General features: G+C 69.0%; 16 protein-coding genes. 11 read left to right on the top strand and 5 right to left on the bottom strand.

The features are described 5' to 3' along the window. Positions 1 to 38: 38 nt before the first annotated feature. Positions 39 to 1,055: a LacI family DNA-binding transcriptional regulator gene (locus GK109_RS13435; protein ID WP_157241128.1), complete on the top strand. Its 1,017-nt coding sequence runs from the start codon at positions 39 to 41 to the stop codon at positions 1,053 to 1,055. A gap of 7 nt (positions 1,056 to 1,062) precedes the next feature. On the opposite strand, the gene GK109_RS13440 is transcribed toward GK109_RS13435, so the two are convergent. Both GK109_RS13440 and acs read right to left on the bottom strand, forming a co-directional pair. Further along, positions 1,063 to 1,848, bottom strand: a complete 786-nt coding sequence (locus GK109_RS13440; RefSeq protein WP_157241130.1) for a DeoR/GlpR family DNA-binding transcription regulator — start codon at positions 1,846 to 1,848, stop codon at positions 1,063 to 1,065. A gap of 101 nt (positions 1,849 to 1,949) precedes the next feature. Then, positions 1,950 to 3,974 carry an acetate--CoA ligase gene (acs, locus tag GK109_RS13445; RefSeq protein WP_157241132.1) on the bottom strand — a complete coding sequence of 675 codons (2,025 nt, stop codon included), beginning with the start codon at positions 3,972 to 3,974 and terminating at the stop codon, positions 1,950 to 1,952. A gap of 410 nt (positions 3,975 to 4,384) precedes the next feature. Between acs and GK109_RS13450 the strand changes: the two genes are divergently transcribed. From GK109_RS13450 to GK109_RS13460, 3 genes are all read left to right on the top strand, one after another. After that, entirely contained in the window at positions 4,385 to 5,731 is a 1,347-nt protein-coding gene (locus GK109_RS13450; protein WP_157241134.1) for a hypothetical protein, read from the top strand. 68 nt (positions 5,732 to 5,799) lie between these two features. Beyond that, positions 5,800 to 6,594, top strand: coding sequence for an endonuclease III (gene nth, locus GK109_RS13455; protein ID WP_157242936.1), 795 nt, complete (start codon positions 5,800 to 5,802; stop codon positions 6,592 to 6,594). Continuing rightward, positions 6,591 to 7,268 carry a CoA pyrophosphatase gene (locus tag GK109_RS13460; RefSeq protein WP_323056714.1) on the top strand — a complete coding sequence of 226 codons (678 nt, stop codon included), beginning with the start codon at positions 6,591 to 6,593 and terminating at the stop codon, positions 7,266 to 7,268. The genes nth and GK109_RS13460 overlap by 4 nt, the downstream gene beginning before the upstream one ends. 2 nt (positions 7,269 to 7,270) lie before the next feature. Here GK109_RS13460 and GK109_RS13465 read toward each other — a convergent pair whose 3' ends face one another. Together GK109_RS13465 and GK109_RS13470 are read right to left on the bottom strand one after the other, a co-directional pair. Beyond that, entirely contained in the window at positions 7,271 to 7,462 is a 192-nt protein-coding gene (locus GK109_RS13465) for a DUF1508 domain-containing protein (protein ID WP_157241136.1), read from the bottom strand. Positions 7,463 to 7,628: 166 nt separating this feature from the next. Continuing rightward, positions 7,629 to 9,347 (bottom strand): bifunctional 3'-5' exonuclease/DNA polymerase, encoded by a 1,719-nt coding sequence (locus tag GK109_RS13470; RefSeq protein ID WP_157241138.1) that lies wholly within the window; start codon positions 9,345 to 9,347, stop codon positions 7,629 to 7,631. A 263-nt stretch (positions 9,348 to 9,610) separates the two neighbouring features. Here GK109_RS13470 and ssd point away from each other — a divergent pair, with 263 nt between their 5' ends. The 6 genes from ssd (at position 9,611) to GK109_RS13500 (ending at position 14,328) form a co-directional block, all read left to right on the top strand. After that, complete coding sequence (ssd, locus tag GK109_RS13475) at positions 9,611 to 10,675, top strand: septum site-determining protein Ssd (protein ID WP_231755062.1); 1,065 nt, start codon at positions 9,611 to 9,613, stop codon at positions 10,673 to 10,675. Between the two features lie 137 nt (positions 10,676 to 10,812). Continuing rightward, positions 10,813 to 11,967 (top strand): TadA family conjugal transfer-associated ATPase, encoded by a 1,155-nt coding sequence (locus GK109_RS13480; protein ID WP_370460783.1) that lies wholly within the window; start codon positions 10,813 to 10,815, stop codon positions 11,965 to 11,967. Next, on the top strand, positions 11,964 to 12,770 hold the full coding sequence (locus GK109_RS13485) for a hypothetical protein (RefSeq protein WP_157241142.1): 807 nt from the start codon (positions 11,964 to 11,966) through the stop codon (positions 12,768 to 12,770). The genes GK109_RS13480 and GK109_RS13485 overlap by 4 nt, the downstream gene beginning before the upstream one ends. Further along, positions 12,767 to 13,375, top strand: a complete 609-nt coding sequence (locus tag GK109_RS13490; protein ID WP_157241144.1) for a type II secretion system F family protein — start codon at positions 12,767 to 12,769, stop codon at positions 13,373 to 13,375. The genes GK109_RS13485 and GK109_RS13490 overlap by 4 nt, the downstream gene beginning before the upstream one ends. A gap of 165 nt (positions 13,376 to 13,540) precedes the next feature. After that, positions 13,541 to 13,885: a DUF4244 domain-containing protein gene (locus tag GK109_RS13495; protein WP_157241145.1), complete on the top strand. Its 345-nt coding sequence runs from the start codon at positions 13,541 to 13,543 to the stop codon at positions 13,883 to 13,885. Further along, positions 13,882 to 14,328: a TadE family type IV pilus minor pilin gene (locus tag GK109_RS13500; protein ID WP_157241148.1), complete on the top strand. Its 447-nt coding sequence runs from the start codon at positions 13,882 to 13,884 to the stop codon at positions 14,326 to 14,328. The genes GK109_RS13495 and GK109_RS13500 overlap by 4 nt, the downstream gene beginning before the upstream one ends. A gap of 34 nt (positions 14,329 to 14,362) precedes the next feature. On the opposite strand, the gene GK109_RS22225 is transcribed toward GK109_RS13500, so the two are convergent. Next, positions 14,363 to 14,485, bottom strand: coding sequence for a hypothetical protein (locus tag GK109_RS22225; protein WP_255428755.1), 123 nt, complete (start codon positions 14,483 to 14,485; stop codon positions 14,363 to 14,365). On the opposite strand from GK109_RS22225, the gene GK109_RS13505 reads away from it, so the two are divergent. Continuing rightward, on the top strand, positions 14,484 to 14,759 hold the full coding sequence (locus GK109_RS13505; RefSeq protein ID WP_370460581.1) for an Rv3654c family TadE-like protein: 276 nt from the start codon (positions 14,484 to 14,486) through the stop codon (positions 14,757 to 14,759). The two genes, GK109_RS22225 and GK109_RS13505, sit on opposite strands and share 2 nt — an antisense overlap. Positions 14,760 to 14,774 lie beyond the last annotated feature (15 nt).

The raw sequence follows: 14,774 nt of genomic DNA on the forward strand, positions 1-14,774 counted from the left end.
GAAGCAGCACCGTCCGTTTGCTCCGCTACAGTACAGATATGTCCCTGACACGCACCCGTGCCCGCCGCGCCACCATCAACGATGTGGCGGACGCTGCCGGGCTCTCGAGGGGTACCGTTTCGAGGGTCGTCAACGGGGAAAAATACGTCTCTGACGAGGCCCGGCAGGCGGTGGAAGAAGCCATCGCCCGCGTGGGTTACGTCCGCAACAGTGCGGCACGGAACCTGGTCAAGCAGGAGTCCCGGGCAATAGGCCTGATCATCCACGAGCCGCATTCGCTGCTTTTTGAGGACCCGAATATCGGCTCTATCCTGCTCGGGGCCAACGAGGTGCTGTCCAAGGCTGACTATCAGCTGGTATCGCTGATCATCGATTCAGACCGCGACAGCCGCCGGGTGGCGGATTACCTGCGCGGAGGCCTCGTTGACGGCGCGGTCATCATTTCTGCCCGCGCCTCGGACCCCATCGCGACCGCCGTCGCCGACATCGGACTGCCCGCTGCTTTTGTGGGCCATCCTGACGGTAATCCGGAGCTCCCGTACGCTGCCATCGACAATGTCGCGGCAGCGCGAAGCATCACCAGCAGGCTGCTGGCTACGGGGCGACAGCGGGTGGGCATGATTGCCAGCGCCCTGGACCGGGACTCCGGCCAGGACCGCCTTGCCGGCTTCCGTGCGGCAATGGGCGGGCGCTTCGACCCCCGGATGGTGGTGGAGTACCCGCTGTATACGTACGCAGCGGGCCTGGAAGGGATGCAGGAACTGCTCCGCCGTGCTCCCGATATCGACGGCGTCTTCGCCGCCTCGGATGCTGTGGCCGCGGGAGCGATGACGGCACTTCAGGAGGCCGGGCGCCAGGTGCCTGAAGACGTTGGCATCGTGGGCTTCGACGACAGCAGCTGGGCCCTAAGGTGCAGGCCCCAGCTGTCGACTGTGCGCCAGCCGGCGGATCTCCTGGGAAGCGCCGCCGCCGAACTGGTGCTTGCGCAGCTCAGCGGCCAGCCCAGTCCGCCGCGGGTCCTGGAAACCGCGATTATGTGGCGCGGCTCAGCCTGAGCGCGGCTTAGGCCGGTACTACCCGGAGCATGGTCCTGTCACTGATGAGGCGCTGCGCTTCCGGCCCTAGCCCGGAATCGCTGATGACCTCATCCACGTCGTCCAGCGCGGCAATGGAACTGATGCCGAGCAGGCCCCACTTGGTGTGGTCCGCCAGCACCACGGTTTTGCGCGCGGCCGCCACGAAGGCACGGTCCGTCTCGGCCTCGAGCAGGTTTGGGGTGGTAAAACCGGCGTCTGCATCCATCCCGTGCACACCCAGGAACAGCACGTCCAGGTGCAGCTGTTTCAGTGCAGCGGTGGCGATGGGTCCCACCAGCGCGTCCGACGGCGTGCGCTCGCCCCCAATCAGGATCACGGTGGAGCTGTACCGGGCGGAGCCGGCCGAAGCGGCGTGATGGAAAAGGTCCGCAATGCGTACCGAGTTGGTGACCACCGTGATCTGCGGTCCGTTGACCAGTTCCCTGGCCAGGGCCCAGGTGGTGGTTCCTGCGCTGAGCCCCACGGCCATGCCTTCGTGGACCTGGGTTGCCGCCTCCACCGCGATGGCGCGCTTCTCCGCCGTCAGCTGCGTGGACTTGAGGTCGAATCCGGGCTCGTGGGTGCTGGTGTCGCCCGGGATCTTCGCGCCGCCATGGATCCGCTCCAGCCGGCCGCCCTCCTCCAGCACCTCGATGTCGCGGCGGACCGTCATCAGGGACACGCCCAGTTGCTGGGCCAGGTCTGACACCCGGACAACCCGCTCCCGCTGGAGAGCGTCCAAAATAGCCTGGTGGCGGGCGACGGCGAGCATCGTAGGAGATCCTTCACTAGGCGGTGGGGCTGGTCCCAGCATACGACGACGGCGACGCCGGGCTGTGAGCCAGGCGCCGCCGTCGTGCGTTGATGCTCTACCTATTTCCTGAGGGATGCCGCGATCTGCTGCATGATGGTGGGGTCCGAGAGGGTGGTGGCGTCTCCGGGATCGCGGCCTTCGGCGACGTCCTTGAGCAGGCGCCGCATGATCTTCCCGGAGCGTGTCTTGGGCAGTTCCGGGACCACCAGGATGGCCTTCGGCTTGGCGATGGGGCCGATTTCCTTGCCCACGTGGTTCCGGAGTTCCTGGACGATGGCGTCGCCGGAATCCACGGCGTCGCCGCGGAGGATGACGAACGCGACGACGGCCTGCCCGGTGGTCTCGTCCGCAGCGCCCACGACGGCGGCCTCGGCCACGGCCGGGTGGGACACCAGAGCGGACTCGATTTCCGTGGTGGAGAGGCGGTGCCCGGAGACGTTCATGACGTCATCCACCCGGCCCAGGAGCCAGATGTCGCCGTCCTCGTCCTTCTTTGCCCCGTCCCCGGCGAAGTACATGGTCTCGAAGCGGGACCAGTAGGTGTCCTTGAAGCGTTCCGGGTCGCCCCAGATGCCGCGGAGCATGGCCGGCCAGGGTTCGCGGATCACGAGGAACCCGCCGTGGCCGTTGGGCACGGATTCGCCCATCTCGTCCACGACGTCCACGGCGATGCCGGGCAGCGGGACCTGCGCCGATCCCGGTTTGGTGGCCGTGACCCCGGGGAGGGGTGCGATCATCTGGGCGCCGGTCTCGGTCTGCCACCAGGTGTCCACGATGGGGGCCTTGTCCCCGCCGATGACCTTCCGGTACCACATCCATGCCTCGGGGTTGATGGGTTCGCCCACGGAGCCGAGGACGCGCAGGGAGGAGAGGTCGTACTTGTCCGGGATCTCCCGGCCCCACTTCATGAACGTGCGGATCGCGGTGGGGGCGGTGTAGAGGATGGAGACCTTGTACTTCTCCACGATCTCCCACCAGCGGCCCTGGTGCGGGGAGTCCGGGGTGCCTTCGTACATCACCTGGGTGGCGCCGTTGATGAGCGGGGCGTAGGCGACGTAGGAGTGGCCGGTGACCCAGCCGACGTCGGCCGTGCACCAGTACACGTCCGTCTCGGGGTGCAGGTCGAACACGGCACGGTGCGTGTAGGCGGTCTGGGTGAGGTACCCGCCGGTGGTGTGCAGGATGCCCTTGGGCTTTCCGGTGGTGCCGGAGGTGTACAGGATGAACAGCGGGTGCTCGGAATCATGCCCGACGGCGGTGTGCTGGTTCGAGGCGGCCCCGACGGTGTCGGCCCACCAGTGGTCCCGGCCCTCGGTCCAGTCCACGTCCTGGCCGTTGCGCTTGACCACCACCACGTTCTGCACGGTGTGGTTGTCCTTCGCGAGAGCCTCATCGACGGCGGGTTTCAGTGCGCTGGGCTTGCCGCGGCGGTAGGTGCCGTCCGCGGTGACCACGAGCTTGGCTTCGGCGTCGTCGATCCGGGAGCGCAGGGCGTCCGCGGAGAAGCCCCCGAACACCACGGAGTGCACCGCGCCGATGCGGGCGCAGGCCAGCAGCGTGATGACGGCCTCGGGGATCATCGGCAGGTAGACGGCAACCCGGTCGCCCTTGGCCACGCCCAGGGACTCGAAGGCGTTGGCGGCCTTTTTCACCTCTTCGGTGAGCTGGGCATAGGTGTAGGTGCTGGTGTCCCCGGGCTCGCCTTCGAAGTGGATGGCCACCCTGTCGCCCAGGCCGTTCTCAACGTGCCGGTCCAGCGCGTTGTACGCGGCATTGACCTCCCCGCCCACAAACCACTTGGCGAACGGCGGGTTGGACCAGTCCAGGGGCTGGTCAAAGTCCTTGCTCCAGGTCAGCAGCTCACGGGCCTTCTTCGCCCAAAAAGCGGGATGGTCGTTGCCCGCTTCCTCATACTCCGCCGCGGTGACCACGGCGCCGGCAGCGAACTCCGGCGTGGGCGGAAAGGCACGGGTCTCATGCAGCAGGTTTTCGAAGGCGTCGCCCTGCTCATCGCTCCCGTGGGGAACCTGCTGCCCTGCGCCTGCGGCAGCGGGTGCAACGGCGCTTGAAGTGTCCTGGGACATGTGAACCTCATCATTCATCGATCTTTGCTGGGCGGGATGTCCGCCGACGTCCGGGCTCCGCCGCCTGCACGACGTCGGGCACCGGCTGGTCACGGACATTCCGCAAAGAGCTGTTCCGGAATCAAGACTAATGCTTGGCCCGCCGCTGATGTGTGCGGTGTCACACGAGAGCCCGTGAACGGCATTTATTAAGCGGTGAATGGTTTGCGGGCCGGCCTTTCCGGCCCGCCGCAGGCTGCGGCCAGCTAGTGATCAGCTGGGCTCTTGACTAGGCTGAGATGGAATTGTGACTTCACTTCGGTCCGCTTCGGCCAGGCAACGCAAGGGCCTGGCAATACCGGAACCGCTGTCAAGACGGCACGATTTCGGGACCATGCAGGCCCCGGTGCCGCCACGCTAAGGAGAGCAGAATGAACCAGCAAGGCTTCGGCCAGAAGACCGGCCCCGACACGGCAGGTTCCGGCCACAGCGCCGGAACAGCCGACGGGCCAGGGTCCCCGGCCACCGCGGGCACCGCCTCCAAGGGAGGCAAGGCTCCGAACGCCAACGAGGCAGTGCTGGGTCCGTTCACCATCCGGGACCTGGCCGTCTTCGCCGGCACGCTCATCCTTTTCGTTGCCTCCCTGCTGCCAATCTTCGGCGCACGGTACAACCTGTGGAACCTCAACAACCTGTTCTTCCTGGGGCTGGGCATCGTCCTGCCCCTGATCGTGAGCGCGCTTTTCGCCGCGCGCAGGCTGGCTCCCGCCACGAAGCTCCGGATTGGCTCCCTGTCCATTGACCAGTTCGCGTCAGTGGTTGCCTCCTTTGCCGTGGCGTTCTTCTTCATCTCCGTGGCCGGCGCCTACGTGCCGAGCCTCCTTGTGGGCCTGATCGGCTCGCTGGTCCTGTTCGCCGCAACCGTGCTGGGCCGCTTCCTGCCCTACGTCTCCGGTGACTTCCAGGGCAGGGCCGAAGTGCCGGCCCACGTGGTGGCCCGGGATGCGGTTGTTCCCGTCCAGAAACCCCGCGCTCCCAAGAAGCCGAAGGACGAGTCCGCCGCCGGTTCGAAAGAGTCGAAGCCGGGCTCGAAGGTGTTCTCGGGCGGAGGGCTGTTCGGCGGTGCCGGTGCAGGTTCATCAGCTGTCCGGCCGGGCTCAAACGGCAAGGCCGGTTCACCGGAACAGCACGGTTCGCCGGAGCAGCCGGTGTCAGCAGGGCAGCCCGGTGCCGCCCCGCAGCCCGCGGCAGTCCATGCCCCCGCCACCGCTGCCATCCCTACCGGGGCATCGCCTGTTTCCACTGCCCCCGAGGTCTCCGAGTGGACTCCAGCAGGCGACCCGGGGCCCGCAACCCAGCCCGCCGACGTCGTCCGTCCTTCTTCCACTCCTGCTCCGGTTCACGACGGCGGCGCCCCGCCGGCTGCCCCGTCCGGCCAGGGTGCTGCCTCCCCGGTCCAGGGCGGGCAGGCGGGCTGGGAGCCGCCGGCCGCCACCGCAGTGCACCAGCAGGTCCGGATCGAGCAGCCCATCGGCGCCACGGTTGATCCGGCCAGCCGGCCCGACGAATCGGAAGAACACCCCATCCACGAGGCCTTCTGGTTTGCCGTGGCACAGCACCGCACTGCCTATGACCCCCAAACCGGCGCGCCGGCGTTCGTTATTGAACCGGGCGGCTGGGTGCTGGCCCTTGAGGACCGCGGCCACGAGTTCCTGGTGCAGCACACTGACGGGCGCCTGGGCGTCCTGCGGGACCTCAGCAACATCGAGCGCGGCTGACGCCTGTGGCCGGGCCCGGGGCCTCGAAGGCCGGCGGAATCAAGGCACTCGCCAGCCAGGCTGCCGGGATGCCGGTGGTCTCTTCCGAATCGGTGCTGGCGCTGAAACGGCGGGCACGGCGGATCAACAGGGCGTTGGCCGAGAAGTATCCATACGCCCACGCCGAGCTCGACTTCCGCAACCCGTTCGAACTGCTCGTGGCCACGGTCCTTTCCGCCCAGACCACTGACGTGACGGTCAACCAGGTCACCCGGGTGCTGTTCGCGCGCTACCCGGACGCCCGGGCCCTGGCCGAGGCGGATCCTGGCGACCTGGAAACGATCCTGAAACCCACGGGGTTCTTCCGGGCCAAGGCCAGGAACGTCATTGCGCTCTGCACCCGCCTTGTGGACGAGTACAACGGCGTTGTACCGGGGCGGCTGGAGGACCTGGTCACCCTGCCGGGCGTGGGCCGCAAGACGGCAAACGTGGTGTTGGGGAACGGCTTCGGCATCCCCGGCATCTCGGTGGACACCCACTTCGCCCGGCTCGCCAACCGCTTTGGCTGGACGCAGTCCGACGACCCCGTGCAGATCGAACGGGACGTGGCCGAGCTGTTCGACCGGAAGGACTGGACCATGCTGTCCCACCGGGTGATCTTCCACGGGCGGCGGGTGTGCCACGCGCGGAAGCCGGCCTGCGGGGCCTGCCCCGTGGCCACGTGGTGCCCCAGCTTCGGGCTGGGCGAAACGGATCCCGCGAAGGCTGCGAAGCTGCTGAAGTACGAGCTCGCTCCCGGCCGCGAGGCACTGCTGGAGCAGCTTTTGGCCGAGACCCACCGCGCCGCCGAAATCCGGATGGAATCCCAGCAGAGGACACCGTGAGCGCGCGCGAAGACCTCCTCGAACTGGTGCGCCGGGCGGAGTCCGGTGCCGACGCGGCGCCGGATCCCCTCTGGGCCGCCCTGACGGTGGACAAGTCGCGGGCGCGGAGGGCGGCCGTCCTGATGCTCTTCGGGGCCCTTGATGACGTCCCCGCAGCTTCCAACAAGCCACTGGCGCCGGCCGATCTTGACGTCCTCCTGCTCGAACGCGCCCATACTTTAGGGTCCCATCCCGGGCAGGTGGCGTTCCCTGGCGGCGCCCTTGACGCCAGGGAAACGCCGGTTCAGGCGGCATTGCGGGAAGCAGAGGAAGAAACCGGCCTCGACTCGGACGGCGTGGAAGTTCTGGGATCCCTTCAGGAACTGGGCCTTGCCCACAGCAATTTCCTGGTTACCCCGGTGCTGGCCTGGTGGCGTTCGCCAACGCCCGTCAGGGTGGTGGACTATGCCGAGTCAGCCCAGGTGTTCCGCGTCCCCGTCCGTGACCTGCTGGACCCGGACAACCGCGTGATGGCAACCGTCCACCGCGCCGGGCGCAGCTTCGACAGCCCCGCCTTCACAGTGAACGGCGTGGTGGTTTGGGGATTTACCGGAATTGTCCTGAACGGGCTGTTCGAACAGCTGGGTTGGGCCGTTCCGTGGGACCGGAGCCGGCTCCACCGCATGGGCGTCTAGCGTCAGGCCTGCTGCTGGCGGAGATCCACCACGATGCCGGTGGCGGCGTTCTCCCGGACTGCCTTGATGCCCTCAAGCAGCGAGTTGAGGGACTTGAACTTGGGTGAGACGGCAACAGTGTTGCCCTCTGCATCAGTGAGCCGCAGTCGGTAGGACTCGTCGCCTACCCGATGAATTTCGAACCTGCCCGCCATAAGCCGGGACCTCCCCTGTGCGTCGTTGCATCAGCTTTTGACCGGTCTGCCTCAGTCGCCGCTATGAACTGTAACGCTGGTCACGGGGGCCGGTCGAGCTACCGCCGGGTAGGTTACTTTGCGGGTCGGCAGGCTGCCAAACGCCCCAATTGCCGCGGACGGGCGGCTATTTCGCATGGTCGTAGGAGTCAACCACTGCAACGCTGACCGGGAACTCAACGGGGATGGGACCGAACAGGAGCTCCCTCGCGGCGCTGGCCGCGTCCTCGATCGCCGCGATGCAGGCGGCCACTGCCTCCACGGGGGCGTGGACCATCACCTCGTCATGCAGGAAGAAGACAAGCTCGGCGTCAAGGTGGCGGTCCTTCCGGAGGGTGCGCAGCCGCCGTCGTAATTCCGCCAGCCAGCAGGCCGCCCAGTCAGCGGCCGAGCCCTGGACAACAAAGTTGCGGGTGAAGCGTCCCCGGGAGCGGGCGATCGATTCGGCGCGGCGCTGCTCCTCGGCGCTGGCCGACCGTTGGCTCTGGAACCATCGCCCGGACGGCGGAGGGCTGCTCCGGCCCAGCCTCGTGGTCACCGTGCCGCCGGACTCGCCCGCCCGCGCAGCCTGCTCCACAAAGTCCACGGCCCGCGGATAAGTCTTCGCCAGCTGCGGCATGAGCCGGCCGGCCTCGCCGGAGGTTGCGCCGTACATTGCGCCCAGCAGCGCCATCTTTGCCTTTGCCCGGTCCCCGCCGAATCCCTTGGCGGCGATGCCCGCGTAGAGGTCCTGGTCGCGGGCAGCCTCGGCCATGGACGAGTCCCGGGCCAGGGCCGCCAGCACGCGAGGTTCCAGCTGTGAGGCATCCGCGACGATCAGCTTGTAGCCGGGATCGGCATGGACAGCGCCGCGGATCTGGCGCGGAATCTGGAGCGCACCGCCGCCGCGGGAGGCCCAGCGGCCGGAAACCACGCCGCCCACCACGTATTCGGGGCGGAACCTGCCGCCGGCCACCCAGGCGTCGAGCCAGGCCCATCCGTTGGCCGTGTGCAGGCGAGACAACTGCTTGTAGGCCAGCAGCGGTTCGATGGCCGGGTGGCTGGATTCCCTCAGCTCCCATTTGCGGGTGCTTTTGACCTCGATCCCGTTCCGGTGCAGGGCACGCATCAGGTCCTGCGGGGAATCGGGATTCAGCGTGGGCGAATTCAGGAGCCGGCGAAGCTCTTGGTTCAGCGCCTCAAGTTTCGCGGGGCGGTGGCCCAGGGGCGGGCGGGGGCCAAGGTGCCCGGCGAGGATCTGTTCGTGCAGGTCTTCCCGCCACGGTACGCCGGCATGCTGCATCTCGGCGGCGATCATGGCACCGGCGGATTCTGCTGCGAGGAGGAGCTGCAGCCGGTTCCGCCGGTTCTCCTCATGGCCGACCGAGGCCAGGGCCCCCTGTTGGGCGGCGTATTCGGCCCGCAGCTCTTCTGGAGTACGGCCAGTGAGGGGCCCGGTCCCGGGATCCTCGAACAGGGCACCCTGGTCCGCCGGGGGAGGCGGCGGCTGCAACGCTTTGGGAGGCAGCAGCGGGTCCTCGACGGCGATCCTGTCCGCGTTCCGTGCGTATTCCGTGTCGGCGGTGAACCGGGAAAAGGCCAGGATGTTCGCGCACAGGCTTAGGTCATGGCACCGCTCCAGTTCGACGCCGGCTGCCAGCAGGGCGGGGTACCAATCCTGGGTGCGGTGCCAGATCCAGCGGGGCGGCTGCCCGTTCGGCCGGCGGTGTTCCAGTTCACGTACGACGGCGGCGAGGTCGCCTGTGCTGATGAGCCTTGGTTCCGGGGTGGACGGCAGCGGGGCTCCCGCCTGCGTGAGTTCCTGCAGTGCCGCGCCGTGGGGGTGGGCGGCGAGCAGCAGGTACATGGTCCCCATTCTGCCTTGTTTCCGGGCTTGCCGGCTCTGGGGCCGGCGCCTGCGCGCGTGGCGCGCCCTGCTTTTCCACATACGGCCCCGGCGCCCTTACCCGCCATCTTTCGGCGGTGGAAAGTGGGTCCATGAGCAGGCATCAGCTGATTCCGTCCCACCCTGAACCGGGCCCCGCCGGCTTCAGCCTTGCAGCAGAGGCTGGTCAGCCATTACGGGCAGCCCTCCCGGTGCACGCCCCGGGAGGAGCCGGGGAAGCCTGGCTGCCGGACAGCGGCGGCGAGGTACTGCTGGTGACCTCGTCCGCTGTCCTCCGGGCCGAGGTGGAGCGGATCGTTGCGGCAGCCGGAGCACAGCTGCGCACGGCAGCCGATGCCGCCGGGGCGGGCAGGCATTGGGACGGGGCGGCGGCAGTCCTGGTGGGCAGCGACATCCGTGAACTGCCTCCCCGGCGACGGGCACCGGCAGTCCTGGTGGGCCTTGACGGTGAAGGCGACAGCCTGTGGCACCTGGCCGCGGTCCTGGGTGCAGAGCGGGTGGCTGTGCTGCCCGACGCCGCCGCCTGGCTTGCGGACCATCTCAGCAGGTCGCGTTCGCCGGGCCCCGGCGGCCTCATCCTGGGCGTGGCCGGCGGCTGCGGCGGCGCGGGTGCCACTACCGCAGCCATCTGGATTGCCCAGGCTGCCGCCGGGCTGGGAGCCCGGGTGCTCCTGGTGGACGGTGACCCGTGGGGCGGCGGGCTGGAGCTCGCCCTCGCCGCCGAAGAAGACCCCGGGCTGCGCTGGCCCGACCTCTCTGAGGCCAGGGGCAGCATCGATCCGGTCCAGCTTGCTGATTCCCTGCCCGTTGCAGGAGGCTTTTCGTTCCTCTCCTGGCCCGCCAGCCGTGAGCAGCCTGTGACTGTTGCCGCCGCTACCTCGGCGGGCGTCCTTGATGCCGCCCGCCGTGGGTATGAGCTGGTGGTGGTGGACATCGGCCGGGGAGCGGAGCCGATCCACACGTTCGCCTGGGACTGCGACCTCATCACCGTGGTGGTTCCGGCGCAGCTGAAGGCTGCCGTCGCGGCGGTGCGGCTGCTTCAGGAATTCCCTCCGGTGGAGGCGTCCCTCCTGGTTCGGGGCAAGCACGGTGCGGCGCTGGACGGCGCCCTTCTTGCCGAAGCCATCGGCCTTCCCGTCCAGGGGCGCGTGCCTGAACTGCGGGGCGTCCCGGCGGCCATGGAGTCGGGCCGGCTCCTTGATCTGGGCAAGCGGCGGAGCGTCAGGCAATTCGCTGCCTCCGTGCTGGATCTCCTCGGAGACGGCCTGCCTGCGGGGGATCTCGGGTGAGGCAGCCGCCAGGCTCAGGTGAACGCAGCGTCGGGGAACGAAGCATCGGGGAACGGCGCATTGCGGAACGCAGTTCCGGCGGGCATGCTTCCGGCGAGGGGCGGCGGCGCGAACGCCGTCCGGCCGTCCGGGACGCCGTGGATGTGGGGCTGCTCGAATCGGTGCGGGAGTCCATGATGGCGGACGCGGCGGCTGTGACACCCTCCCGGGTGGCGGCGGCAGTGCAGGCCACCGGCAAACTGCTGGGCACCGCCGGATCATTGGCGGCGGTGGAGCGGATCAGCGCCGAGCTCAACGGGCTGGGACCTCTCCAAAACCTTACCCGCGACCCCGCGGTGACGGATATCTTCGTGAATGCCCCGGACTCCGTCTGGGTTGACAGGGGCCGCGGGATGGAGCGCGTAGCGGTGGCCTTCGACCATGAAGTCCAGCTGCGGGCATTGGCCTGCCGGCTGGTGGCCGCCGGCGGCCGGCGGCTGGATGACGGCTCACCCTGCGTTGATGTGAGGCTGGCCGGCGGCTACCGCGTCCATGCCGTGCTGCCGCCCGTCTCCACGGCGGGAACGCTGCTGAGCATCAGGATCCGGCGCGAACGGGTCTTCACCATGGATGAGCTCCGCGCCGGCGGAATGTTCAGTTCCGGACTGCAGCGTGTCCTGGAACGGGTGGTGGAGCGCAGGCTGAGCTTCCTTATCAGCGGTGCCACCGGGTCCGGAAAGACCACCCTGCTTTCCACCCTGCTCGGGCTGTGCCCTCCCTCGGAGCGGTTGGTCCTGATCGAGGATGCATCGGAACTGAATCCGGTGCATCCGCACATCGTCTCCCTTGAATCCCGCCACGGAAACCTGGAAGGTGGCGGCGCGGTGGACCTGGGGGACCTGGTCCGGCAGGCCTTGCGCATGCGTCCGGACAGGCTGGTGGTGGGTGAATGCCGGGGCGCCGAAGTGCGGGAGCTGCTGACTGCCATGAACACCGGCCACAGCGGCGGGGGCGGAACCATCCACGCCAATACGGCCACTGCCGTTCCAGCCCGGCTCACAGCTCTCGGTGCCCTGGCGGGACTGAACCCCGACGGGGTGCGGCTCCAGGCAGCGAGCGCCCTGGACGTCATCATCCACGTCGAGCGCACGCAACAGTCCCGGAAAGTGACGTGCGTTGGCCTGGTGGGAGAGGGGCCGGACGGCCTGACGGTTCTGCCTGCCTGGGAAGGTGGTGAAGGCCCGGTGGGCACAGGCCCGGCGTGGCCGATCCTGGCCGAACGGCTGGGGCTGGGCCTGGGAGAGCTGCAATGATCCCCCTTCTTGTCATGGTTTTGGGGCTGGCCGCAGTGCTGCTTGCCCGTCCGCCGCACGGCGCTGCCGCCAGGCTGCGCCGTGCAGGAAATGCCGGCCCTGCAGGAAAACCCGGTCCGGCCCCGGCATTAGGTGCCCTCAGGGCAGGGATCCTTCTGCTGAGCAGGCGCAGGGCCGGGAAGGGAGGCAAACAGTCTGCAGCGCCCATGACCGTCGTTGTGCAGCAACTTGCCGCCCTGCTCAAAGGCGGGCGGACACCGGCCCGGCTTTGGGAGGAGATCTGGTTGGTTTACGGCTCCTCGGGTTCCCGCAGCGATGGCCTCCCAAGCGATGGCCTCCCAACGGGCTCCAGCGCCATGCTGGGATCGGCACGCGCTGCGGCGGCCGGTGGAACTCCGGTCTCGGACGCCATCCGCCGGTCGCTGCCCTCCGCCTTTCCCCGGCGGGATCGGGAATCCCGCATCTGGGCGGAACTTGCCGCGTGCTTTGATGTTGCGGAAGCAAGCGGCTGTCCGCTTGCGGACGTGCTCACCAGGTTCGCCGCGCAGCTCGAAGCGGAGGACGACGCCGATGCCGCCCGGCAGACCGCCCTGGCCGGACCCAAGGCCACCGTAAGCCTCCTCACCTGGCTGCCGCTGCTGGGGTTGGGCCTGGGAATGGCGCTGGGCGTGGATCCGCTGGCCATCCTGTTGGGAACGCCATGGGGACTGGCAGCGCTTGCTGCCGGAATTGGCCTTACAGCTGCCGGAAGGCTGTGGTCCGCCAGGCTGGTGGCCGCGGCGGCGGGGGCTGGCGTGACATGACCTGGCCTTCCCCTTCAGCGCTCGCTCTTTTCCTCGTGCTTGCTGCGGCCGCCGCCCTGGTGTGTGCCGGGAGGGGCAGTCCGGGGAAGAGGTTGCTGGCGCTGTCCGGCAGCCCCTCGATGAGGGGCGCGCCCGCCGGCTCCGGAGGATCCCTGCCGCGCGGGGGACGGGAGGGCCTGACGGACACCGCCATGATGCTGGAGCTCGTGGCCGCCATGCTGGATGCGGGGTCGGGCATCGGCCGTGCGCTGGACCTGGTGTCGGACTCCGCTTCCGACAGGTACAGGGACGCTCTCCGGCCGGTCGTGGCTGCCTTGGCTATCGGGGCCGACTGGGAAACCGCCTGGCGCAGCAGTGCGGTCCGCCTGCCCGACGTCCTGGAACTGCGGGACGCCTTGGGGTTCGCGGCCCTGACCGGCGCGCCGTCGTCCGCGATCCTTTACGCCCAGGCTGCCCGGCTCCGCCGCGAGCGGTTCCGGGCGGCAGAAAAACGCGCGGCGTCACTGGGCGTCAAGCTGGTGGTTCCGCTCGGCGTGTGTTCCCTGCCCGCCTTCATCTGCCTGGGCGTGGTCCCGGTGCTCCTTGCGCTGGTGCCCTCGGGCTAGGGCGCCATGTGCCTTTTCCTGCACTCTTCTCCTCCACAGCGGGGTCCACACCACGGAACCACCCGGCTTTTCCACTTAGGCGTCCGCGGGGCTTACCGCTTCCGGCACGGCCCGGAAGAGTCGAGACAGCCGGCAACACCACCGGCCCAACGGAAGGAAAACCACATGCCCACTCATCACCGCCGCCACTACGCCGACGGGACAGCGGCGCTCGCCGCTGCCCGCTCCGCCTCCCGGGGACACCGCAGCAACAGCCACCACGCGGGCGGGGCCGGAAACGGTTCCCTGCCGGCCAACGTCGTAGAACTGTACCCGGGCGTGAAGGCGCCAACCAGCCCCAGGCGGCGTCTCCGGCTTCGGGGATCCGAGGCGGGAATGGCAACCGCCGAGTACGCCATAGCCACTCTCGCTGCCGTGGGCTTTGCCGGGCTGCTGGTCTTCATCCTCCGCAGCGAGGAGGTCCGTGGCTTCCTGCTGACTCTGATCCGCACGGCGTTGGCCCTGCCATGACCGTCGCGCCGGCCGTGCTTCCACCCGTTCGTCCGTGCCCCACCCTGCTGCCCGGCTCCCGGCCCCAGGGGCCGGGCAGGCCCTACGTCGGTCCCGGACCGGAGGAATCGTGCGGCGCCGTGACCGCCGAGTTCGCCGTCACGCTGCCTGCGGTCCTGCTGCTGCTGGCCATGCTGCTGTCAGGTGCCTCCGCCGGGGTCACCCAGTTGCGGCTGGAGGAGGGAGCACGCGCCGGTGCCCGGGCCCTGGCCCGCGGCGAAGATTCCGCCGCTGTGGAAAGAATCGTCCATACCCTGACGGGCGGGTCCGCGTCGGCGGCGGTTTCGGCCGACGGCGAGTGGCTGGACGTCACCGTCACCGGCCGGGTGGGCGGCCCGCTCGGTTCGGCCATTCCCTGGCTGCTTACTGCCCGGGCCTCCACCCGCGCCGAGACGGCCGGATGATGCGTGCCGGGCCCTGTGGACGGACTCGCATCGTTCAGCCGTGCCGGGCAGGTGCTGCAGACTCAGGCCGGCGCCGGCAGGCTTCCGGCTGCGGCCGGGAGCGCGGGTCCGGGACGGTCCTGGCGGCCGGCCTGGCCTTGGTGGTGATGATGGCCATGGCGCTGATGCTGCTGCTGGCACAGTCGGCCGTCCTGGCAAGCAGGGCCGCGTCCGCTGCCGACCTCGCGGCACTTGCGGCGGCCGATGCCCTCCGCGGCGTCACTGACGGGGACCCCTGCACCGTAGCGTTCCAGGTTGCGGCCCGGCAGGGGGCTGCGGTCCTTGGCTGCACCGAGGGTGCAGGGCAAACGATCGAGGTCAGGACGGAGCTGATGGAACGGACCGTGTTCGGGGCAGCAACCGGGCGTTCCCGCGCGGGGCCGCCGCCCTGAACCTCGCACCTGCCC

The organism is Pseudarthrobacter sp. GA104, assembly GCF_009741265.1.
In the GTDB taxonomy this organism is placed as follows: Bacteria; Actinomycetota; Actinomycetes; order Actinomycetales; family Micrococcaceae; genus Arthrobacter.